This window comes from Flavobacterium crocinum, from assembly GCF_003122385.1.
Classification (GTDB): domain Bacteria; phylum Bacteroidota; class Bacteroidia; order Flavobacteriales; family Flavobacteriaceae; genus Flavobacterium; species Flavobacterium crocinum.
In genome coordinates, this window is sequence record NZ_CP029255.1 from 1145141 (window position 1) to 1166087 (window position 20947).

Below are 20947 nucleotides of genomic sequence, written 5' to 3' on the forward strand. Positions count from 1 at the left end.
GATGAACGATTTAGTATCTATTCTTACACCAACATATAATACTGAAAAGTTCATTAAAGCAACTATAGAATCAGTTCAAAATCAAACCTATAATAATTGGGAAATGATTTTAGTTGATGATGCTTCTATAGATCAAACGGTTTCTGTTATCGAAGAATTTGCTCAAAATGATTCTCGAATTAAGTTATTTAAACTAGAAAAAAATTCAGGAAACGGTTTTGCCAGAAATGTAGCTTTAGAAAAAGCTTCCGGAAAATATATTGCTTATCTGGATTCTGATGATTTATGGCGCTCAGATAAATTAGAAAAACAGCTTCAGTTTTTAAAAGAAAAAAATGCTCCGTTTACTTTTAGTTTTTACGATTCTATTGATGAAGAAGGAAATAATTTAAACAGGAGAGTTGAAAATCCACAGCCGCTAATCTATAAACAATTGTTTTTCTGCAATTATGTTGGAAATCTCACAGCAATTTATGATGTGGAATATTTCGGAAAAATCAAATTGGAGTCTTCAGAAAAAAGGCAAGATTGGCGAATTTGGCTTACCATTTTAAAAAAGATAAAAACTGCAGAAGCCATTCCGGAACCTTTGGCATTTTACAGAATTAGAAAAGATTCTATTTCATCTTCAAAATTCAAATTGATCAGACACAACTTTGGTGTTTACAGGGAATTTCATGGATATAATCTCATTTTTTCTGTTTTATTGATGATGAGGTTTTTATTTACTCAATTGATTATCAAACCAAAATATATAAAGAAGATTTAAAACTCAACTTGATGTCGCAAATTGCGACTTCAAGTTTCAAGGTCGCAATTTGCGACCTCCAATTTTTTTTCAAATCTTGTTGTAAAAGTTAAACGTAAACTTGAGGTCACAATTTGTGACCTCAAGTTATTAAATTCATTTTGCGATAACTGAAACATAAAATCTTCTGGAAATCTTGAAATATTTCGTTTAACAGATTGTTTTAGAACTTTTGTTTCTACTCTATATAGTGAAGCTAAATCACTATCTAGCATCACGTTTTGACTATGGATAAAATATATTTTATTAGAAATTGTTTCTTCAGAAAGCAAAGATTGATCTTCCAGAAGTTTTTAATTAGAAAAACAAATGTAAGATTTTGTTTATTTTTTCACTAGTGAAATAAATTGTTTCAGTTTACCACTTTTGCCTCTCTCCAGTTTTTCTTTTCTAATAAAGATGTACTTTAAATTGGGTTCAAGATAGTTTGAGAACTCTTTTTCTATATTTTTTATTTCAGTAGAAGAAAGCTCTTTTTCACTAGTATATTCTATTTCAAAAAGATCTATTTCAATCTGTTTAATTATAAACTCTTTTATATTTCCTTCACCTTCAAAAAGCTTTTTTGTAATAGAATAAAAAGTCATTCCCGGAGATTTTTTACCACTTGGTAAAACAGCAACATCGCTGGTTCTGCCGATTAACTTTTTCAGAATAGGTTTTTTTAAAGTACTTTTTTCATCTAAAATTCCGTAATCACCAACTTCATATCTAATAAAAGGGTGTGCTTTATTATCTAAACTAGTAACTACAATTCTTCCTTCATTTCCATGGGGAACGGGCAGATTATTTTCGTCTAAAATTTCAACAAAAAGAGTTTCAGAGTTTACCATCCACTCCCCGTCAGGATTTTCGAAAGCGATAATACCTATTTCTGATGAACCATATTCATTAACAACAGGAACTCCTAATTGTCTTTCTAATAAGATTTTATCCTCTTCAAATAACATTTCAGACGTTACAACACAAACTTTTAACGAAGGACAAATTTCAACAAGAATTTTATTTTTTTGCTGTAAATATTTTGCCAGCAAAACAATATTACTTGTATAGCCATTTATGTAATCAAATTTCTTTTTTTGAAATTGATTTGTAATTTTTTCCAATCCTTTGTCAGACAGGTCAAAGATGTTGAAACGGTATCGACGGCTCAAGAAATCCTTGAATCGTAATTTTTTGTTAGCTAAAAAAGTCAAAGGCATTCCATAAAATCGTGCCTGAAAAGAATAGTTGAAGTCTATTTCATGCAAAGAAAAAAGGCGTTTATAATCGGCCCAGGTTACAGCATGAGAAAATTTGTCTTTTGCAAAAACCATTGGATCGCCACTAGAGCCGGAAGTTTTGTTTATGTAAACATTTTTAGAGGTAAATGTATCTGATAATCTTTTATTTAAAGGTATTTGCAGATTTCGTTTAGTTAAAATAGGCAAATCAGACCAATTTTTATAAGAATCCACTTTGGCTAAAGCTTTGTAAAAAGAGTTGTTTTTTAAATGAAAATCAACAATTTCTTTTTTTCTAAGCTCAATAAATTCACTATACTTTTCTTCTGAAACGTCAATTCTTTTTTGCAATTCAGAGCTGGCTTTCTTCATTGGAAAACCATTTAATTGAAGCGAAAAATCAAAAAGACGAATCATTAAACAGCTTCTTTTAAGTCGTAACGTTTAATTGATTTAAGTTCCTGACTTTTATTCGATTCTTCTTCTTCAATATCGAAATCGTCTTGAAGTCCGAGCCAAAATTTAGCAGAATTCCCAAAATACTTGCTTAATCGCAAAGCAGTATCAGCAGTTATTCTGCGGTTCCCTTTAATAATTTCAGAAATTCTTGTCTGCGGAATTTTTAAATCTTTAGATAAACGATAAGGTGTAATATTTAGAGGAATTAAAAATTCTTCTGATAAAATTTCGCCGGGATGTATATTTTTTAATTTTTCCATTTCAATTCGTTTTAGTGATAATCAATAATTTCAACATTGGAAGCATTCCCATTTTCCCAAGCAAAAATTATTCTCCATTGATTGTTGATCCTAATGCTGTAAAAATCTTTTAAGTTTCCACTTAGTTTTTCTAAACGATTGGAAGGTGGAATTTTTAAATCGTTGATATTTTGAGAATTGTTCAGCATTCTGAGTTTTCTTCTTCCAATTTGTTGAATCTCAATTGAAGGTTTTTTAACCACAATACCATTCCAAATTTTTTCAGTTTCTTTCGATCCAAATGAGATTATCATACCTTTTGCATTACTAACGTCAAAAGTAAGTAAAAAAAATTATTATATACGGTTAAAAGCGACTATTTTTGCACCACAACTAAATACAACAACACCATGACAATTTTATTATTGGGATCAGGCGGAAGAGAGCATGCATTTGCATGGAAAATGACACAGAGTCCGCTTTGCGAAAAACTTTTTGTAGTACCTGGAAACGCAGGAACTGCAGCAATTGCTGAAAACGTTGCAATTTCTGCGACAGATTTTGAAGCAGTAAAAGCATTAGTACTTAAAGAAAATATAAGCTTAGTAGTCGTAGGGCCCGAAGATCCGTTGGTAAAAGGTATTTACGATTATTTTAAAAACGACGAAAGTTTAAAACATATTCCGGTTATCGGACCATCTCAATTAGGTGCGCAATTAGAAGGAAGTAAAGAATTTGCAAAAGAATTCCTGATGAAACATAACATTCCAACTGCAGCTTATGATAGTTTTACTGCCGAAACAGTTGAAAAAGGATGCGAGTTTTTAGAAACTTTACAACCTCCTTACGTTTTAAAAGCAGACGGATTAGCGGCTGGAAAAGGAGTTTTGATTATTCAGGATCTTGACGAAGCAAAAACTGAATTAAGAAACATGCTGGTTCATGCTAAATTTGGAACAGCAAGTGCAAAAGTTGTTATTGAAGAATTCTTGGACGGAATCGAATTGAGTTGTTTCGTTTTAACAGACGGAAAAAGCTATAAAATCCTTCCAACTGCAAAAGATTACAAGCGAATTGGAGAAGGAGATACAGGTTTAAACACAGGCGGAATGGGAGCAGTTTCTCCAGTTCCTTATGTAGATGCCGTTTTAATGGAAAAAATTGAAACTCGTATCGTAAAACCAACAATCGAAGGTTTCCAAAAAGACGGAATCGAATATAAAGGTTTTGTATTTATCGGTTTGATTAATGTAAAAGGAGAACCAATCGTTATTGAATACAATGTAAGAATGGGAGATCCTGAAACTGAAGTTGTAGTTCCGAGATTAAAATCTGATTTAGTTGAATTGTTCTTGTCTGTTGCAGATCAGAAATTAGGAGATTTCAATTTGGAAGTTGATCCAAGAAGTGCTACGACAGTTATGGTAGTTTCTGGCGGATATCCTGAAGATTTCGAAAAAGGAAAAGTTATTTCCGGATTAGAAAATATTGAAGATTCTATAGTTTTCCATGCAGGAACAAAATTAGATAACGGAAATGTTGTTACTAATGGAGGACGTGTAATTGCTATAACATCTTACGGAGATAATTTCCAGGAGGCCGTAAAAAAATCTTATCAAAACATAGATAAACTAAGCTTTGATAAGATGTATTTTAGAAAAGATATCGGTTTCGATCTTATTTAAAAAATAATTGACCAGCCCTTAAATTAATTAAGGGTTTGGTTTTTATTTTAAAAATGAGTGAGCCGTTGTATCTTGGTTTTCTGTTCCGGCATCATCAAAAATACGTAATTGTTTAATCCAGTAAGCGATTGCGCATGCACAGATGATCATGAAAATCCAGTTAATAGTGTTTGCACCAAACCATGTTTTTAATTCTAAATGACGTAAAAAGTCAAGAGGAGCAAACAAAATGTTAACGAATAGGTATTGAATTCCTTCAAAAAAAGCTTTCATAATTTTAAAAATTATATGTTATTTATTGTTGTGTAATGCCTGGAAGATAAAATTCAATTAATTGAATCTTTTTTCAACTTGTTCGGTTTTTCATTTTAAACAAGTACTATCTTTACAATCACAAAAGTATAAAATATCCTTATGATAACAAGTGTTTTTAAAAAATCTACGCCATTAAATTATTCATTGGTTGTAATTTTAATACTGGTTTTCTTTTTTATGTTCCAAATTAAAGACCCAAGTTGGGTTACATCTTATTTTTTGGCTTTTCAAAAAGTGAGTTTGTTATGCTTTATTTTGGCTTCTTTTTTTATGATTAATTTTATTGTAAAAAAGAACGGACTCAGTAAAGACAACGGTTACGCGATATTTTTTTATTTATTGTTTCTTTTGTTTTTCCCAACCTTATTTAACAATCCAAATGTTATTTATGCGAACTTCTTTATTTTATTGGCAGTTCGAAGATTGATTTCGCTTCAATCGCTTAAAGCATCTAAAGAAAAAATATTCGATGCTTCATTTTGGATTTTTGTAGCTTCTTTATTTCAATTTTGGAGTGTACTTTTTTTAGTTTTGGTTTTTATATCGATAGTTTTTCATGTTTCCAGAGATTACAGAAACTGGGTTTTGCCTTTTATTGCTCTTTTAGCAGTAGCAATATTATTTTACATGACGTCTTTAATTTTGAATATCGATGCTGTAGCATTTTTTCAGGAAAGAGCCGTTGTTGATTTTAGAATTGATTATTTCAAGAATAATTATGAAAACGGAGCACTTTCCATTTATACTGCTGTAGCCTTGTTTTTTGTAACGTCAATGTTGATGACATTATCAAACAGGCCACAGATTGTACATTCTTCATACAAAAAAGTTGTAGCCTATTTTTTTATTGCTGCTTTGGTTTACATTATTTCACCAAATAAAAGTAATGATTTACTATTGTTCAGTATTGCACCATTGACAATAATGGCAACAAGCCATGTAGAATACATGCAACAAAAGCTGAACAACGAAATTGTATATTATGTATTGATTGTGTGTAGTTTATTTACTTTCTTTTCACAATTATAATTTGCTTCCGTAAGCAAGATCGCCGGCATCTCCCAAACCAGGAACAATGTAGTTTTTCTCATTTAGTTTTTCATCTAAAGAGGCAACCCATAAATGACAATTATCCGGAAGTTCCTTTTCTAAATGAGCAATTCCTTCCGGAGCTGCAATAACTACCACAATATGAAATTCTGCTGGAGCTGCGTTTTCCAATAGTTTTTTATGAACAGCAACAATAGATTGTCCGGTTGCCAGCATAGGATCAAGAAGTAAAACGGTTTTATTGTTTAAATCTGAAATGGCTTGATATTCTACTAAAATCTCAAAATCGTCGCCACCGTTTGGATGATGTCTGCAAGCCGAAACAAAACTGTTTTCTGCATGATCAAAATAATTTAAAAAACCGTTATGCAATGGTAAACCTGCTCTTAAAATGGGACACAAAACTAAATCAGTATCTATTTGAGTGGTTTTTTTAATGCCCAGTGGGGTCTGAATTTCAACATTTTTGTAAGGTAGAATTTTGCTTAATTCATACGCCATAATTTCACCAATGCGTTCAATATTCCTGCGAAAACGCATGCTGTCGTTCTGTACATTTACATTTCTAATTTGTCCTAAGAAATGATTTAAAACGCTATTGTTTTCAGATATATAGTGAATTTTCATGATGATTTTTTAATTTATTAACGGATAAAAAAGAGAAAACGAAAAATAATAGCTTTTATTCGCAGCATAAAAGTATAAAAAGTATCTTTGTATCACTAAAAAAATAAAGACATGTTTTCAAAATTAGCATATTCTGTTTTCGAGCAAAGTATCAAAGATTATCACCAGTTTGATAATGTAGACCAGCCGATCAATAATCCTTATCCAAAAGATAAGTTCGAACATTTATTATATCTTAAAAATTGGATTGATACCGTTCAATGGCATTTTGAAGATATTATTCGTGATCCGCAGATTGACCCTGTTGCGGCTTTGACTTTAAAAAGAAGAATTGATGCATCTAATCAGGAACGTACTGATATGGTGGAATATATCGACAGCTACTTTTTACAAAAATACAGTGATGTAAAAGTAAAAGACGGAGCAAAGATTAACTCTGAAAGTCCGGCTTGGGCATTTGACAGATTGTCTATTTTGGCTTTAAAAATTTATCACATGCACGAAGAAGCTACGCGTGCTGAAGCTTCACAAGAACACAGAGATAAATGTCAGGAAAAACTAAATATCCTTTTAGAACAAAGAACAGATTTATCTACAGCAATCGAAGAACTATTGACAGATATCGAAAACGGAGATAAATTCATGAAAGTGTACAAACAAATGAAAATGTACAACGACGATGAATTGAACCCGGTTTTATATCAAAATAAGAAATAATTTGGCAGAGTTGTCCAGCAACAAAATTAAACATATAGCCGTCATGAGACTATCCGCAATGGGAGATGTCGCCATGACGGTTCCTGTTTTACGCGCCTTTGTAAAACAGTATCCAACAGTAAAGCTTACTGTAATTTCCCGTCCTTTTTTCAAACCTTTTTTTGAGGGAATTCCAAATCTGGAATTTTTTGCTTTTGATGAAAAAGAAAGACACAAAGGATTTCCGGGACTTTTACGATTATTTAGTGATGTAAAAAAACTGAAGATTGATGCTTTTGCAGATCTTCATAATGTTTTACGATCTAAAGTTGTGAGTTTACTTTTCGCTTTAAGCGGAAAAAAAAGAGCAACTGTTGATAAAGGAAGAGAAGGAAAAAAAGAATTGACAAGGGCCGAGAATAAGATTTTCAGACAATTGCCAACAATGTTCGAAAGACACGCCAAAGTGTTTGAACAAATAGGTTTTCCGTTAGATCTAACAAATCCGGTTTTTCCTCAAAAAGCAATTTTAAGTTCTGATATTCTGGAAATTACAGGAAATCAAAATCAAAAATTAATTGGAATTGCACCTTTTGCACAATACGATTCTAAGGTTTATCCTTTGGATTTAATGCAGGAAGTGATTGCAAAATTGGCTGAAAATTCTACGTACAAAATTTTACTTTTTGGCGGAGGAAAAAAGGAAATTGAAATTTTAGATTCGCTTGCACAGCCTTTTGATAATGTAATCAATATGGCTGGAAAAATTAAGTTTCAACAGGAATTACAGTTAATTAGCAATCTTGATGTGATGCTTTCTATGGATTCCGGAAATGCTCATATTGCAGCGATGCTTGGAGTAAAAGTAGTGACACTTTGGGGAGCTACGCATCCGTATGCTGGTTTTTTACCTTTTAATCAAAGTTTAGAAAATGCTTTGACTTCAGACCGAAATCAATATCCAAAATTGCCAACATCAGTTTATGGCAATAAAGTTGTTGAAGGTTATAAGAATGCTATGAGAACAATTTTACCGCAACAGGTTGTTGACAAGGTTGTAAGCAACTTTCATAAAAGATTAAAAAATATAAGCTAAAAGCACAGTTTTTTTTCAAGCTTCGGAGAAGCGAAATATTTATAGCAAAGGATAAATTGTTACAATTTAAAGCTCCAGCGGAGCGACATATTAACAAACATGTCGCTCCGCTGGAGCTTTTTTTCATTTGTCTTATTGAAATTCTATAAATATTTTACCCCGCTGGGTTCTTTGCTGATAAAATAAGTTTTAAGCAATATTTTTACTTAAATCATATCTTTCATTAGAATCAAGGAAAGAATAACCTATTGTTTTTTTTCTTTTTTTGTTTACTATAATGGTGACAAAGTTATTTTTGTCTTCGGTTGACAATAGAATGTGTTCGAATTTTTCTGAAGAATCTCTGTAAATTTTATAAATTAAGTCGTTGTCTTTAATTTTTTTGGATAAAACTTTAGCAGATTTTAGTTTACTTACATAAGGCCAAATATTAAAAATATTTGAATCTGTTTTTTTTACTTCTACCATATTTTCGGTCCTAGTTGAGTTGTATTTTTCTCTTTCGAGCAACTTGGGACCTTTTTTGTTTTTCATTTTTATAATAACTGCCAGAACACATAGCGAGGCAGATATAATTAACATAACGAGTAGAGATAGATGAAAGTGATGTACGTGAGCTGTCATGATATTTAATGTTTTAAATGTTTTGACAAATTTGATTTAGCTCTACAATACTGCATAAAGTCATGAGATTGCGATTGCCATAATTATACCCCTAATATAATAAAAATTTGGCAATATTTTGATTAAATTTTGCTTTTATTTCAATCACAGCCAAATTTTTTCATCGCGACAGCGGCTATAAATGTATCTTTTTAAATTTGAAATGGTTTCCTGATAATTGGGTGCATCATAACCATAGCGTTCATGTTCCATTTGTTCCCTTTCTATGGCATCGCATCCTTTAATTACTTCCTTAATCATGTCAAGCAATGCAAGTTCTTTATTGTCAGTCTTTTGGAATTTAAATTCAACAATTTCATCCTGTAGCTCTTCACAATAATCAATAAGCTTTATAACTTCCGGTTCATCCAGAAGATATTCTTTATTTCTAAAAATTTCTCGTACCAATTTCATAAATAATTAATTTTCAATTTTTTAAATTCCAAATTCCAAAATTTCTTAAAAAAAGTAAATTAGCGAAAATTAGTGTTATTCGGGGTAATATTTTAAGTAAAAAAAAATCCAAACTCCAATTGTAAAGTTGGAATTTGGAATTTATAATATTGGAATTTTACAGACTAAACGTCGTCGTAATCTACATAAATAGTATCTGATGTTGGATGTGCCTGACAAGTTAAAATTAAACCTTCAGCAATTTCACTATCGGTTAAAATAGAGTTTTTCGTCATTTCGGCAGTTCCGGTAGTCACACGTCCTAAACAGCTGCTGCAAATACCGCCCTGACAAGAATATGGAGCATCAACGCCTTGTTTTAGTGCAGCATCCAGAATCGTCTGTTTTTTAGACATTTCAAAAGTAGTTTCTTCATCATCTACTAAAACCGTAATTTTAGTATGACCTTCCTGAGACCCCTGAATTGCGTGTTCTTCAGAAGAAGAAGTGAAAAGTTCAAATTTAATAGCTGATTCTTTTACATTTTTCTCTTTCAAAATATCAGAAACAGTGTTGATCATTTCTTCAGGTCCACACAAATAGAATTTATCAAACTGTAATTCTTTGTGTTTGTTGTTTAAAACAAAATTCACTGCCGATTTTTCAATTCTGCCAAATAAAGCATTTTCAGCTTTTGCCTGACTAAATACATAGTGTACAAAAAATCTGCCTACATATTGTAGTTGTAAATCATGAAGTTCCTGATGAAAGATGGTGTTTTCAGGAGTTTTGTTTCCGTAAACCAATACAAATGAACTTTTTGGCTCATTTTTTAAGACCGATTTTATGATAGAAAGAACAGGCGTAATCCCGCTTCCTGCAACAAAAGCCGCATAGTTTCTTTGTCTTTCGGCATCTGGTTCAAAAGTAAATTTACCTTCCGGCTGACCTACTTCCAAAACATCTCCGGCTTTTAGTTTTGTGTTGGCAAAATGAGAAAAAAGCCCATTTTTTACCGCTTTTACAGCAATTCTTAATTCGCCGCTATCCGGAGCAGAACAAATAGAATAAGCACGTCTGATTTCCTGATTATCAAGAGTTAATTTTAAATTAATATATTGACCAGCTATAAATTTATAGTCCGATTTTAGTTCTTCAGGAACATTAAAAAGTATAGAAACAGCATCTGCAGTTTCGCGTTTAACCTCTTTAATTATAAGTTTTAAGAATGAAGGCATGATCTAATTTTTCTGCAAAAGTAGCAAACCACTATTAAATCTTTAGTACTAAATTATTTTTTTTAACTTTTTTTGTAACGTTTTCCTACATTTGGTCTCTTACTACAAAAATACTAAAACCATAAACCATGATTAAGAAGTTTATTTACCTCGAATGGAAGGCGTTCATTAGATCAGCATCTTTTGGTAAAAACCTGACAATGAAAATTATAATAGGTTTCTTTATGATCTATTTTTCTCTGATTTTTATTGGGATGGGAGTTGGAGCATTTTATGTTCTTAAGGATATGAAACTGGAACCACTGGTAACGGTCAATAAATTTCTGATTTATTATTTTCTTTTTGATTTGATAATCAGATTGTTATTGCAGTCAATTCCGGTTTTAAATATTAAACCGCTGTTAGTTCTGCCTTTCAAAAAGCCTACAATTGTTCATTTTTCTTTAGGAAAAACAGTTTTATCTTTTTTCAATTGGGTACATGCCTTGTTTTTTATTCCGTTTTCGGTTGTATTAATTTTAAACGGGTATGATGTTGTTGAGATCGTTTTTTGGCATTTAGGAGTTATGGCGATTATCTACATCAATAATTTTCTGAATATCATTTTAAGTAACATCGATAAACTATTTGTTGTTTTTGCTGTGCTAATTGTAGCTTTAGCAGGAGCCCATTATTACAAACTATTTGATATTACATTATTTACAACACCATTTTTTCAGAGCTTTTATGATATCGATGGAGTCTTTTTAATACCAATTGTAATATTAGCAGGATTGTATGTTTTTACATTTAAGTATTTTAAAAAGAATCTTTATCTGGATGCCGGACTTTCTGTAAAACACGATATTGCTTCTACAGAAAATCTTTCCTGGCTGAATCAGTTTGGAACTTTGGGAACCTTTCTTAAAAATGACATCAAACTGATTAAAAGAAATAAGAGATCAAAAACAACCATTTTTATGAGTGTTCTCTTTTTATTCTACGGACTTCTGTTTTTTAGTAACTCATACCAGCCTGCGGTAATGCACATTTTTGCAGGAATATTTGTTTCAGGAGGGTTTCTGTTTGTTTTTGGTCAGTTTGTACCAAGCTGGGATAGTTCTTATTATCAGTTGTTAATGACACAGAATGTTCCGTATCGAGGTTACATCACTTCAAAATGGTGGCTCATAGTTATTGCTACTTTTGCCTCTACAATTCTGGCGTCATTTTATCTTTTTTACGGATGGGAGGTTTATTTGACCATTGTAGTCGGAGCAATTTATAATATTGGGGTGAACTCGCACCTGGTACTTTTAGGTGGTGCATTTACCAAAACCCCAATTGATTTGAGTAATGCAGGAGGGGCATTTGGAGATAAAAAAGCGTTTAATGTAAATGCAATGCTTCTTTCTTTACCAAAAATAGTTTTACCTCTTTTACTGTATTGGCTTGGACTTCATTTTGGGAGCAAACCAATCGGACTGGCTTTGGTTGCCGGAGCCGGAGTTCTTGGATTTATATTCAAAGAAAAGGTTTTTTCATTAATTGAAAAAAGATACAAAATGGAAAAATACAGTACGATAAGTGCTTATAAACAAAAGAATTAATTAGATGATGAGTCAATTTGATAATTAATCTAGAATCAACAATTTAAAATCTAAAATTACCATGATACAAGTAAATCAACTTACAAAAATATATAACGGAACAACAGTCTTAAATATCGAAAGTCTTGAAATTCCAAAAGGGCAAAGTTTCGGATTAGTGGGGAATAACGGAGCAGGGAAAACAACTTTTTTCAGTCTGCTTTTGGATCTTATTCAGCCATCAACAGGATATATAAAAAGTAATGACATTCAGGTAAATACGAGTGAAAACTGGAAATCTTTTACAGGTTCATTTCTGGATGAAAGTTTTCTGATTGGCTATTTAACACCGGAAGAATATTTCTATTTTATCGGAGATCTTAGAAATCAAAACAAAGCCGATGTTGATGCTTTGTTGGCACAACATGAAGAATTTTTTAATGGAGAAATTTTAAAGAACAAAAAGTATCTTAGAGATTTATCAAAAGGAAATCAGAAAAAAGTTGGAATTATTGCCACGTTAATTGGAAATCCTGAAGTTGTTATTTTAGACGAACCATTTGCCAATTTAGATCCAACAACCGTTAGCCGATTAAAAAAAATAATTAAAGATCTGGCAGACAATCCAAATGTGACCGTTTTGGTTTCAAGCCATGATTTGCAACATACGGTGGAAGTTTGTGACCGAATAGTGGCACTTAATAAAGGGCAAATCGTAAAGGATATACAAACCTCAAATGAAACCCTGCAAGAACTGGAATTGTTTTTTGCAGTTTAAATTTCTGTCATTACAAAAAGAAGCGTATTTTTACAAGTCAATATACTAAAATTGATTTTTAGCAGTTATCGTTTTAAACTCTTTTCTATTGAAAAAGAATACTCTTAAATATAGTTTTACTTTCGTTTTTTTATTTGTTTTGATAGCTTGTTCTACCAAAAAAAATACATTTTTGGCCAGAAGTTCGCACTCTATCGGAACCAAGTATAATATTTTGTACAATGGGGGAATTGGTTTAGAAAAAGGACTTCAGTCTATTCAGGCCAACAATGAAGACAATTTTTGGAAAATCCTGCCAATAGAGAAAATGCAGTTTGATGAAAATTTTTCTGAAGGAGAAAAAGCCAAAAATCCCGATTTCGAAAAAGCAGAAACGAAAGCAACCAAAGCTATTCAGAAACACTCCATGAATATTGGAGGAAGAGAGAGAAACTGGCAGATTGATGAAGCCTATCTTATGTTGGGGAAAGCAAGATATTATGATCAGCGCTTTATTCCCGCAATTGAGGCATTCAATTATATTTTGTACAAATATCCGGAAAGCAATAATATTTATACGGCAAAAATCTGGCGTGAAAAAACCAATATGCGTTTAGGTAATGACGCAATTGCGCTTAAAAACATTAAACTTTTACTAAAAAAAACAGATTTAGACAAACAGACTTTTGCCGATGCAAATGCGCTTTTGGCTGAAGCATTCTTGAATTTAGAACAGAAAGACAGTGCTGTTTCCAGACTAAGAATAGCAGAACAGTTTACCCGAAAAAATGAGGAACGCGCAAGATATCGTTTTATTTTGGGACAAATGTATCAGGAAGAAGAAAAACGAGATAGTGCAATTTATTTTTATGATGGTGTAATTGATTTAAACAGAAAAGCCGATCGTAAATATATGATGCATGCTTACGCAAAAAGAGCGCAATTGTATGATTATGAAAATGACAACGATACCATCTTTTTAAAAACATTCAATAAGCTAGTTACAGATCGTGAAAACCGACCGTATTACGATTTTCTTTTTTATGAGATGGGGGTTTTTTATGATAAAAAGAAAGATCAGGAAAATGCCTTGAAGTTTTACAATAAATCTTTAGGAAGAAAATCCAAAGATCCTTATTTAATGGCATCGGCATATCGTAACATTGGAAACATGTATTTTAAAAATACAGATTATTCGATGGCGGCGAAATATTATGACAGTACACTCGTAAAACTGGATCCCAAAACCAGAGAATATGCTTTTATAGAAAAAAATAGAAAAAATCTGGATAATGTCATTAAATACGAAGCAGTTGCAAAACGTAATGACAGTATTATTAAAGTGTACAATTTACCGGCAAATGATAAAAAGATTTACTTCGAAAATTATATTGCCGAGCTGAAAAAGAAAGATGAAGCGAAACGTCTCTTAGAAGAAAAAGAGAAAGAACGATTGGCTAATATCGACTTAAATTCCAGAGCAGAAAATCCGGGAAATGGGGCGGTAAATCCCAATTCTTTAGGAAAACCGGCTGAACTGGAAGGAGCAGGAATTGGAATGCCAATGGGAATGAATGAGTCAGCAAGTACATTTTATTTTTATAATCCTACAACAGTTGCTTACGGAAAACTCCAATTCAAAAAAATGTGGGGTAGCAGAACATTGGGCGGAAACTGGAGATTGGCAGGAATAAAATCGGCTAATGACTTGGCAATGAATGATACTATTGCTGATAAAGAAATTGCTAATGTATCAAAAGATACTATTGTACCGGAAAAATATACCGTTGCATTTTATACCAAACAGCTTCCAACTTCAGAAGTTGCGATGGACAGTATTGGTAAAGAACGCAATTTTGCTTACTATCAGTTAGGACTTATATATAAGGAGAAATTTAAAGAGTATAAATTGGCAAGTGATAAACTTGAACAATTGTTACGTAATAATCCGGAAGAAAAACTGGTATTGCCATCAATGTATAATTTGTATAAAATTTATCAAATTACAGATCCGCAAAAAGCAGAGGCAATAAAAGCTGAAATTTCATCCAAGTATCCAACTTCAAGATATGCTCAGATATTAAACAATAAATCAGACGATCCAAATTCCAGTCCGGATGCTGAATATAAAAGGTGGTATAAACTTTTTGAAGAAGAAAAATTCGAAGAAGTCCTGGCCAATATTGACAATCTGATTAATCAATATTCAGGAGAAGATATTGTTTCGAAGTACGAATTATTAAAAGCCAATACTTTAGGGAAAGTAAATGGTTTAGAAGCCTATAAAAAAGGAATGGAAAATGTTGCAGATAATTATCCGAACAGTGAAGAAGGTAAAAGTGCCCGAGAAATTCTGGAGAAACAAATTCCGGTTCTGGAAAGGTTAAACTTTACAACTGCTGACAACAAAAGTTGGAAAATTTTATATGCAGTTTCAAATAAAGACACCAAAACGGTTAAGCAAATCGAAGAAGCGATTAGAGTCTTTTTATTGGTTGAAAATTTTGAACGATTAACAACTTCTTTCGACAAATACAATTTAACTGAAAGTTTTGTAGTTATTAATGGTTTAAAATCTGAGGCTTATGCCAGAGATGTTGCAACAGTTTTTAAAGACGATAAAAAATACAAAATTGCTCATCCTGCAATTATTATATCTACAGATAATTATAAAGTGGTTCAAATTAAAAAGAACCTGGACGCCTATTTGACCCCAAAAACCCCATAATAATGTTTGAAAAAGTAAAGAAAAACGGAACAGAACAATTAGGAAAAACGAACCGAATAGTAGAAGGAACGTCAATAGTTGGAGACATAGTGTCAAAAGCTGATTTTAGATTAGACGGTGAATTGATTGGAAATTTTACTTCGCAGGGAAAAATTGTAATAGGAGCCAAAGGATCAGTCAAAGGAGAAATTATCTGTAACAATGCCGATATAGAAGGAGTATTTCACGGAAAAATAAAAGTTTTAGAAATCCTCAATATTAAATCAACTGCGCAAATTCATGGAGAAGTAGCAGTAGGAAAGCTTTCAATAGAGCCTGGAGCAGACTTCACAGCAACCTGTGCGATGTTAACACATTCAAATCCGGTAATTATGTTAGAAGATGGAAAAGGAACCGAAGAATAATAGAAATAAATGGATTGCACTCATTAATATTCCGATACAAATGGGTGTAATCATTTTTTTGTTTTCTTATTTGGGAAGCTGGCTCGATGAAAATCATCCGAACGAAAAAGTATATTACCATAAAATCTTAATTATGGTTGGTGTTGCTCTGGCACTATACAATGTATTTCGTCAGGTAAACGAAATCAACAAAACAAAGTAGTCTTCGTTTTAAAACAGCATTAAATAAATATTGCATCTTTGCAGAAAATTTATTGAAAATGTTTTTAAAAAAATACGGACTTATTCTTTACCTATATATAGTAGCATTTATTTCCTATATAATTCATAAAGGAGTTTTTTTTATTCTTAAGATACAAGAACAGAATTTCTATTTCAGTCTGGAAATATTGTATTTGATCTTTTTGTTTTTTTCGACCTTATTATTAATAGGTTTGTTACTAATAAGGAAAAATAAATTTGACAGCGTTGGAATGCTTTTCATGCTCGGAACTTTTATTCAAATGTTTTTGTATTATGGATTTTTAAGACTCATTTTGTCAAACAATATTCAGAACCTGCCTGTCGAAAAAAAGAACTTTTTTCTAACATTTCTTCTCTTTTTGTTATTTCAGACGATTTTAACTGCCCGATTATTAAATGAAAAGCGTTAAAATAACAATTCTTTAAAACTAGGTTTAAAAATAATTTTTCATATCCTTTTGAATATTAATAAAAAATGTACCTTTGCACCAAATTTTAGAAACGTAAAAAATAAGATTTTCCAAGATATGGTGATTTCAAACAAACCACTCAGCTTTATTCTTGCTGCTTTTGTAGCTTGTCTTCCATTAATGAGTTTTTCAAATACTGAAAAAGACTCAGCGCATGTTCAAACTGAAGCAACCCATGAAGGTGCTGCAGAAGATCATCATGCAGAGCCAACAGATATTAAATCTAAGATTAAAGCCTTTATTGGTCATCACGTTTTAGACTCTCATGATTTTACATTAACACAAGATGATGAGACAGGTAAATATTATGGTTTTCCATTACCGGTAATTCTTTGGGATAATGGTTTACACATTTTTTCTTCTTCTAAATTCCACCACGGACATGAAGTAGCTGAATCAAACGGTAACTATTATGTGATCAACCACCACGATGGTAAAATTTACAGAACAGATGCTAAGGGTACAATTACTGAAGATGAGAAAACAGGTCATCCAACAAATGTTCGTCCTTTAGACTTCTCAATTACAAAAACGGTACTTTCTATTATGGTTGCCGCTTTATTAATGTTCTGGTTATTTACAAGCTTAGCAAAATCTTATGCTAAAAATGGAGGAATATCTTCTGGAGTTGGAAGATTTTTTGAACCTTTAGTTCTTTTCATCCGTGATGATGTTGCTATTCCAAACATTGGAGAAAAGCATTATAAAAAATACATGAGTTATTTATTGACTATATTTTTCTTTGTATTGTTTTTAAATATCTTCGGATTAACTCCGCTAGGAATTAACGCAACAGGAAACTTCACAGTTACATTTGCTTTAGCAATCCTTACTTTCTTAATAACAAACTTTTCAGCAAATAAAAATTACTGGGGTCACATTTTCTGGATGCCGGGTGTACCAAAACCAATGAGAATTATTTTGGCACCAATTGAATTGTTGGGAGTTTTTATTAAACCATTTTCATTAATGATTCGTTTGTACGCAAATATTTTTGCAGGTCACATCGTATTAATGAGTATCATTGGTTTAATGTTTATCTTTAAAAGCTGGATTGGAAGTACATTATCTTTCGGATTATCATTTGTACTTTCTATACTAGAGATTCTAGTAGCATTTTTACAAGCCTATATTTTTACTATGCTGTCTGCACTTTATTTTGGTTCAGCAGTAGAAGAGCACCACCACGAAGAGGAGGGGCACCACTAAAATTAGATTTCAGAGTTTAGATTTCAGATTTATAATAATCTAAAATCTACATTCAAAAATCTAAAATCAAAATTGAATGTTTAATTTTTAATATATACAAATATGAACGGTTTAAATTACATTGGAGCAGGATTAATCGTAATCGGAGCAGCAGTAGGTATTGGTAGAATTGGTGGTTCAGCAATGGACGCTATCGCTCGTCAACCAGAAGCTTCAGGAAAAATCCAAACAGCTATGCTTATCGCTGCTGCGCTTATTGAAGGTATTGGTTTCGCTGCGTTATTCGCTGCTTAATTAAAACACAAGAACAATAGTTGCAACGGTTGGTTGTAACTATTGTTTTAAAAATGAAACATTAAAATAAAATTGCTCTTTGCAGTAGTTTAAAAAGATATAATTTAAAATTTATAATTCTATATAATGGAAAAGTTAATAAATCAGTTCGAGTTCGGTTTGTTCTTTTGGCAAGTATTAATATTTGTTGGATTAATTTTCTTGTTGAAAAAATTTGCATGGAAACCTATTCTTGATGCAGTAAATGATAGAGAACAAGGAATTAAAGACGCATTACTTTCTGCTGAAAATGCAAGACAAGAAATGCAAAATCTTCAGGCAGATAACCAAAGAATTTTGAATGAAGCTCGTGCAGAACGTGATGCTATGTTGAAAGAAGCTCGCGAAATGAAAGAGAAGATGATTACTGATTCTAAAAACGAAGCACAGGCACAAGGTCAAAAAATGATCGAGCAGGCTAAAGCGGCTATCGAAAGCGAAAAAAATGCTGCTATGGCAGAATTGAAATCTCAGGTTTCAACTTTATCGTTAAGCATTGCTGAGAAATTATTGAAAGAAGAATTATCTAACAAAGAAGCTCAAACTAAATTAGTTGAGAAAATGTTAGGTGACGTAAAGTTAAACTAAGATTATGGCAAGTACAAGAGCAGCAATTCGTTATGCAAAAGCAATTCTAGACTTAGCAAACTCTAAAGGTGTTGCCGAAGCTGTAAATAACGATATGAAATCAATTGCAAATGCAATTGAGACTAATGCAGAATTGAGTACCTTTATTCAGAACCCAACAACAAAAGTTGAAGTTAAAGAAAGTGCTCTTTTAGAAGTTTTCTCAGATGTAAATGGTGTAACTAAAGGTTTATTTCATTTATTATTTGAAAACAAAAGATTTGAAATTCTAGATGCAATTGCAGTAGAATATAGTAAAGTATTTGATCAAAGCAACGGAATTGAAGTGGCAAAAGTTACAACAGCTATTCCGATGGATGCAGAATTAGAAGCTAAAGTTTTAGCAAAAATTGCAACTTTATCAGATAAAAAAATTACAATTGAAAATATAGTAGATCCTTCCATTATTGGTGGATTTATTTTGAGAATAGGAGATAATCAATACAACGCTTCTGTTGCAAACAGATTACAAGTATTAAAAAGAGAGTTAAGTAATTAGTTTTTATAACACAAAAAGTGTCTAAATTATAAATTAAGATGGCGGAAATCAAACCTGCTGAAATTTCAGCAATATTAAGAAAGCAAGTAGAAGGTTTTGAATCTGGTGCTACGCTAGAGGAAGTAGGAACAGTACTTCAAGTTGGAGACGGTATTGCTCGTGTTTACGGGCTATCTAATGTACAATATGGAGAGTTAGTAGAATTCGATAACGGTATGGAAGGTATCGTATTGAATCTTGAAGAGGATAATGTTGGGGTTGTACTTTTAGGACCATCAACTGGACTTAAAGAAGGATCTACTGCAAAAAGAACTCAACGTATTGCTTCTCTTAAAGTAGGTGAGCAAATGGTAGGACGTGTTGTTAACACTCTTGGTTTTCCAATTGATGGAAAAGGACCAATCGGTGGAGACTTATACGAAATGCCTTTAGAAAGAAAAGCACCTGGAGTTATCTTCCGTCAGCCAGTAACTGAGCCATTACAAACAGGAGTAAAAGCAGTTGATGCTATGATCCCGGTTGGACGTGGTCAGCGTGAGCTTGTAATCGGTGACCGTCAAACAGGTAAATCAACTGTTTGTATCGATACAATCTTAAATCAAAAAGAATTTTACGATGCAGGAAAACCTGTATTCTGTATATATGTTGCAATTGGACAAAAAGCTTCAACTGTAGCAGGAATTGCAAAAATGTTAGAAGAAAAAGGAGCAATGGCTTATACCGTTATTGTTGCTGCTAATGCTTCTGATCCAGCTCCAATGCAAGTTTACGCTCCATTCGCTGGTGCTGCAATTGGAGAATACTTCAGAGATTCAGGTCGTCCAGCACTTATTGTGTATGATGACTTGTCTAAACAAGCTGTTGCTTACCGTGAGGTTTCTCTTTTATTAAGAAGACCACCGGGACGTGAGGCTTACCCTGGAGACGTTTTCTACTTACACTCTCGTTTATTAGAACGTGCTTGTAAAGTAATTGCTGATGATGGTATCGCTAAAAACATGAACGATTTACCAGATTCTATCAAATCTATCGTAAAAGGTGGTGGTTCATTAACTGCATTGCCAATTATCGAAACTCAAGCTGGTGACGTTTCTGCATATATCCCAACAAACGTAATCTCTATTACAGATGGTCAGATTTTCCTTGATGGAGATTTGTTCAACTCTGGGGTTCGTCCTGCAATTAACGTAGGTATCTCTGTATCTCGTGTTGGAGGTAATGCTCAAATTAAATCAATGAAAAAAGTTTCTGGAACTTTAAAATTAGACCAGGCTCAATTCCGTGAATTAGAAGCTTTCGCTAAATTTGGTTCTGACTTAGATTCAGTTACTTTAAACGTAATCGAAAAAGGAAAAAGAAACGTTGAGATCTTGAAACAAGGTTTAAATGATCCTTATACAGTTGAAAACCAAGTAGCTATTATCTACGCTGGTTCTAAAAACTTATTAAGAAACGTTCCTGTAGAAAAAGTAAAAGAATTTGAAGCTGATTTCTTAGCTTACTTAAACAGTAAACATAAAGATACGCTTAACGCGTTAAAAGCTGGTAAATTAGATGACGCTATTACAGATGTTATCGAAAAAGCAGCAAAAGAAATCTCAGCAAAATATAACTAAT

The 20947-nt window shown here is 32.3% G+C and carries 24 protein-coding genes; 15 read left to right on the forward strand and 9 right to left on the reverse strand.

Annotation, left to right across the window (positions count from 1 at the left end; translation table 11 throughout):
* The first annotated feature begins 1 nt into the window (after position 1).
* Positions 2-769: a glycosyltransferase family 2 protein gene (locus tag HYN56_RS05280; protein WP_109191225.1), complete on the forward strand. Its 768-nt coding sequence runs from the start codon at positions 2-4 to the stop codon at positions 767-769.
* A gap of 29 nt (positions 770-798) precedes the next feature.
* On the opposite strand, the gene HYN56_RS05285 is transcribed toward HYN56_RS05280, so the two are convergent.
* From HYN56_RS05285 to HYN56_RS05300, 4 genes are read right to left on the reverse strand one after another with little or no spacing between them, the layout of a single operon-like run.
* Positions 799-1080 (reverse strand): ORF6N domain-containing protein, encoded by a 282-nt coding sequence (locus tag HYN56_RS05285; protein ID WP_394336260.1) that lies wholly within the window; start codon positions 1078-1080, stop codon positions 799-801.
* Positions 1081-1131: 51 nt separating this feature from the next.
* Positions 1132-2448, reverse strand: a complete 1317-nt coding sequence (locus HYN56_RS05290; protein WP_109191227.1) for a phenylacetate--CoA ligase family protein — start codon at positions 2446-2448, stop codon at positions 1132-1134.
* Positions 2448-2750 carry a HigA family addiction module antitoxin gene (locus HYN56_RS05295; RefSeq protein ID WP_109191228.1) on the reverse strand — a complete coding sequence of 101 codons (303 nt, stop codon included), beginning with the start codon at positions 2748-2750 and terminating at the stop codon, positions 2448-2450. The genes HYN56_RS05290 and HYN56_RS05295 overlap by 1 nt, the downstream gene beginning before the upstream one ends.
* An 11-nt stretch (positions 2751-2761) precedes the next feature.
* Entirely contained in the window at positions 2762-3043 is a 282-nt protein-coding gene (locus HYN56_RS05300; RefSeq protein ID WP_109191229.1) for a type II toxin-antitoxin system RelE/ParE family toxin, read from the reverse strand.
* Positions 3044-3139: 96 nt separating this feature from the next.
* Between HYN56_RS05300 and purD the strand changes: the two genes are divergently transcribed.
* Positions 3140-4414, forward strand: a complete 1275-nt coding sequence (gene purD, locus HYN56_RS05305) for a phosphoribosylamine--glycine ligase (RefSeq protein ID WP_109191230.1) — start codon at positions 3140-3142, stop codon at positions 4412-4414.
* 42 nt (positions 4415-4456) lie between these two features.
* On the opposite strand, the gene HYN56_RS05310 is transcribed toward purD, so the two are convergent.
* Positions 4457-4687, reverse strand: coding sequence for a DUF6341 family protein (locus tag HYN56_RS05310; RefSeq protein WP_109191231.1), 231 nt, complete (start codon positions 4685-4687; stop codon positions 4457-4459).
* Between the two features lie 141 nt (positions 4688-4828).
* Between HYN56_RS05310 and HYN56_RS05315 the strand changes: the two genes are divergently transcribed.
* On the forward strand, positions 4829-5758 hold the full coding sequence (locus tag HYN56_RS05315) for a DUF6427 family protein (protein ID WP_109191232.1): 930 nt from the start codon (positions 4829-4831) through the stop codon (positions 5756-5758).
* Here the strand turns inward: HYN56_RS05315 and upp are convergent.
* The gene (gene upp / locus HYN56_RS05320) at positions 5753-6406 is read right to left on the reverse strand and encodes a uracil phosphoribosyltransferase (protein WP_109191233.1); all 654 of its coding nucleotides are present in this window, start codon (positions 6404-6406) and stop codon (positions 5753-5755) included. The two genes, HYN56_RS05315 and upp, sit on opposite strands and share 6 nt — an antisense overlap.
* A 111-nt stretch (positions 6407-6517) precedes the next feature.
* Here upp and HYN56_RS05325 point away from each other — a divergent pair, with 111 nt between their 5' ends.
* Complete coding sequence (locus HYN56_RS05325) at positions 6518-7123, forward strand: DUF4254 domain-containing protein (protein WP_109191234.1); 606 nt, start codon at positions 6518-6520, stop codon at positions 7121-7123.
* Between the two features lie 43 nt (positions 7124-7166).
* Positions 7167-8198 carry a glycosyltransferase family 9 protein gene (locus HYN56_RS05330; RefSeq protein ID WP_109194730.1) on the forward strand — a complete coding sequence of 344 codons (1032 nt, stop codon included), beginning with the start codon at positions 7167-7169 and terminating at the stop codon, positions 8196-8198.
* A gap of 189 nt (positions 8199-8387) precedes the next feature.
* Here HYN56_RS05330 and HYN56_RS05335 read toward each other — a convergent pair whose 3' ends face one another.
* The 3 genes from HYN56_RS05335 to HYN56_RS05345 form a co-directional block, all read right to left on the reverse strand.
* The gene (locus HYN56_RS05335) at positions 8388-8822 is read right to left on the reverse strand and encodes a hypothetical protein (RefSeq protein ID WP_109191235.1); all 435 of its coding nucleotides are present in this window, start codon (positions 8820-8822) and stop codon (positions 8388-8390) included.
* Between the two features lie 144 nt (positions 8823-8966).
* A complete protein-coding gene (locus HYN56_RS05340) occupies positions 8967-9275 on the reverse strand; it encodes a hypothetical protein (RefSeq protein ID WP_109191236.1) in 309 nt (102 codons plus the stop codon).
* Positions 9276-9439: 164 nt separating this feature from the next.
* The gene (locus tag HYN56_RS05345) at positions 9440-10492 is read right to left on the reverse strand and encodes a 2Fe-2S iron-sulfur cluster-binding protein (RefSeq protein WP_109191237.1); all 1053 of its coding nucleotides are present in this window, start codon (positions 10490-10492) and stop codon (positions 9440-9442) included.
* A gap of 128 nt (positions 10493-10620) precedes the next feature.
* On the opposite strand from HYN56_RS05345, the gene HYN56_RS05350 reads away from it, so the two are divergent.
* The 10 genes from HYN56_RS05350 (at position 10621) to atpA (ending at position 20946) form a co-directional block, all read left to right on the forward strand.
* Entirely contained in the window at positions 10621-12081 is a 1461-nt protein-coding gene (locus tag HYN56_RS05350; RefSeq protein ID WP_109191238.1) for a DUF5687 family protein, read from the forward strand.
* 61 nt (positions 12082-12142) lie between these two features.
* Positions 12143-12838, forward strand: coding sequence for an ABC transporter ATP-binding protein (locus HYN56_RS05355; RefSeq protein WP_109191239.1), 696 nt, complete (start codon positions 12143-12145; stop codon positions 12836-12838).
* A gap of 88 nt (positions 12839-12926) precedes the next feature.
* On the forward strand, positions 12927-15545 hold the full coding sequence (porW, locus tag HYN56_RS05360) for a type IX secretion system periplasmic lipoprotein PorW/SprE (protein WP_109191240.1): 2619 nt from the start codon (positions 12927-12929) through the stop codon (positions 15543-15545).
* Positions 15546-15547: 2 nt separating this feature from the next.
* Positions 15548-15949 (forward strand): bactofilin family protein, encoded by a 402-nt coding sequence (locus HYN56_RS05365; RefSeq protein ID WP_109191241.1) that lies wholly within the window; start codon positions 15548-15550, stop codon positions 15947-15949.
* Positions 15927-16151 (forward strand): AtpZ/AtpI family protein, encoded by a 225-nt coding sequence (locus HYN56_RS05370; RefSeq protein WP_109191242.1) that lies wholly within the window; start codon positions 15927-15929, stop codon positions 16149-16151. The genes HYN56_RS05365 and HYN56_RS05370 overlap by 23 nt, the downstream gene beginning before the upstream one ends.
* 568 nt (positions 16152-16719) lie before the next feature.
* Positions 16720-17871 carry a F0F1 ATP synthase subunit A gene (gene atpB, locus HYN56_RS05380; protein ID WP_109191244.1) on the forward strand — a complete coding sequence of 384 codons (1152 nt, stop codon included), beginning with the start codon at positions 16720-16722 and terminating at the stop codon, positions 17869-17871.
* Between the two features lie 102 nt (positions 17872-17973).
* Entirely contained in the window at positions 17974-18165 is a 192-nt protein-coding gene (gene atpE, locus HYN56_RS05385) for an ATP synthase F0 subunit C (RefSeq protein WP_109191245.1), read from the forward strand.
* Positions 18166-18291: 126 nt separating this feature from the next.
* Positions 18292-18792 carry a F0F1 ATP synthase subunit B gene (locus HYN56_RS05390; RefSeq protein ID WP_109191246.1) on the forward strand — a complete coding sequence of 167 codons (501 nt, stop codon included), beginning with the start codon at positions 18292-18294 and terminating at the stop codon, positions 18790-18792.
* A 4-nt stretch (positions 18793-18796) separates the two neighbouring features.
* The gene (gene atpH / locus HYN56_RS05395) at positions 18797-19330 is read left to right on the forward strand and encodes an ATP synthase F1 subunit delta (RefSeq protein ID WP_109191247.1); all 534 of its coding nucleotides are present in this window, start codon (positions 18797-18799) and stop codon (positions 19328-19330) included.
* A gap of 38 nt (positions 19331-19368) precedes the next feature.
* Positions 19369-20946, forward strand: a complete 1578-nt coding sequence (gene atpA, locus HYN56_RS05400; protein ID WP_109191248.1) for a F0F1 ATP synthase subunit alpha — start codon at positions 19369-19371, stop codon at positions 20944-20946.
* Position 20947: the final 1 nt, after the last annotated feature.

Excerpts from the sequence above, each read along its gene's own strand:
- upp (WP_109191233.1), bottom strand. The coding sequence starts at position 6,406 with ATGAAAATTCACTATATATCTGAAAACAATAGCGTTTTAAATCATTTC.
- HYN56_RS05335 (WP_109191235.1), bottom strand. The coding sequence starts at position 8,822 with ATGACAGCTCACGTACATCACTTTCATCTATCTCTACTCGTTATGTTA.
- HYN56_RS05295 (WP_109191228.1), bottom strand. The coding sequence starts at position 2,750 with ATGGAAAAATTAAAAAATATACATCCCGGCGAAATTTTATCAGAAGAA.
- HYN56_RS05280 (WP_109191225.1), top strand. The coding sequence starts at position 2 with ATGAACGATTTAGTATCTATTCTTACACCAACATATAATACTGAAAAG.
- HYN56_RS05300 (WP_109191229.1), bottom strand. The coding sequence starts at position 3,043 with ATGATAATCTCATTTGGATCGAAAGAAACTGAAAAAATTTGGAATGGT.
- HYN56_RS05355 (WP_109191239.1), top strand. The coding sequence starts at position 12,143 with ATGATACAAGTAAATCAACTTACAAAAATATATAACGGAACAACAGTC.
- HYN56_RS05365 (WP_109191241.1), top strand. The coding sequence starts at position 15,548 with ATGTTTGAAAAAGTAAAGAAAAACGGAACAGAACAATTAGGAAAAACG.
- atpH (WP_109191247.1), top strand. The coding sequence starts at position 18,797 with ATGGCAAGTACAAGAGCAGCAATTCGTTATGCAAAAGCAATTCTAGAC.
- HYN56_RS05310 (WP_109191231.1), bottom strand. The coding sequence starts at position 4,687 with ATGAAAGCTTTTTTTGAAGGAATTCAATACCTATTCGTTAACATTTTG.
- HYN56_RS05350 (WP_109191238.1), top strand. The coding sequence starts at position 10,621 with ATGATTAAGAAGTTTATTTACCTCGAATGGAAGGCGTTCATTAGATCA.
- HYN56_RS05290 (WP_109191227.1), bottom strand. The coding sequence starts at position 2,448 with ATGATTCGTCTTTTTGATTTTTCGCTTCAATTAAATGGTTTTCCAATG.
- HYN56_RS05325 (WP_109191234.1), top strand. The coding sequence starts at position 6,518 with ATGTTTTCAAAATTAGCATATTCTGTTTTCGAGCAAAGTATCAAAGAT.
- HYN56_RS05370 (WP_109191242.1), top strand. The coding sequence starts at position 15,927 with ATGGAAAAGGAACCGAAGAATAATAGAAATAAATGGATTGCACTCATT.
- HYN56_RS05390 (WP_109191246.1), top strand. The coding sequence starts at position 18,292 with ATGGAAAAGTTAATAAATCAGTTCGAGTTCGGTTTGTTCTTTTGGCAA.
- atpA (WP_109191248.1), top strand. The coding sequence starts at position 19,369 with ATGGCGGAAATCAAACCTGCTGAAATTTCAGCAATATTAAGAAAGCAA.
- HYN56_RS05340 (WP_109191236.1), bottom strand. The coding sequence starts at position 9,275 with ATGAAATTGGTACGAGAAATTTTTAGAAATAAAGAATATCTTCTGGAT.
- HYN56_RS05315 (WP_109191232.1), top strand. The coding sequence starts at position 4,829 with ATGATAACAAGTGTTTTTAAAAAATCTACGCCATTAAATTATTCATTG.
- HYN56_RS05330 (WP_109194730.1), top strand. The coding sequence starts at position 7,167 with ATGAGACTATCCGCAATGGGAGATGTCGCCATGACGGTTCCTGTTTTA.
- purD (WP_109191230.1), top strand. The coding sequence starts at position 3,140 with ATGACAATTTTATTATTGGGATCAGGCGGAAGAGAGCATGCATTTGCA.
- atpE (WP_109191245.1), top strand. The coding sequence starts at position 17,974 with ATGAACGGTTTAAATTACATTGGAGCAGGATTAATCGTAATCGGAGCA.
- HYN56_RS05345 (WP_109191237.1), bottom strand. The coding sequence starts at position 10,492 with ATGCCTTCATTCTTAAAACTTATAATTAAAGAGGTTAAACGCGAAACT.
- atpB (WP_109191244.1), top strand. The coding sequence starts at position 16,720 with ATGGTGATTTCAAACAAACCACTCAGCTTTATTCTTGCTGCTTTTGTA.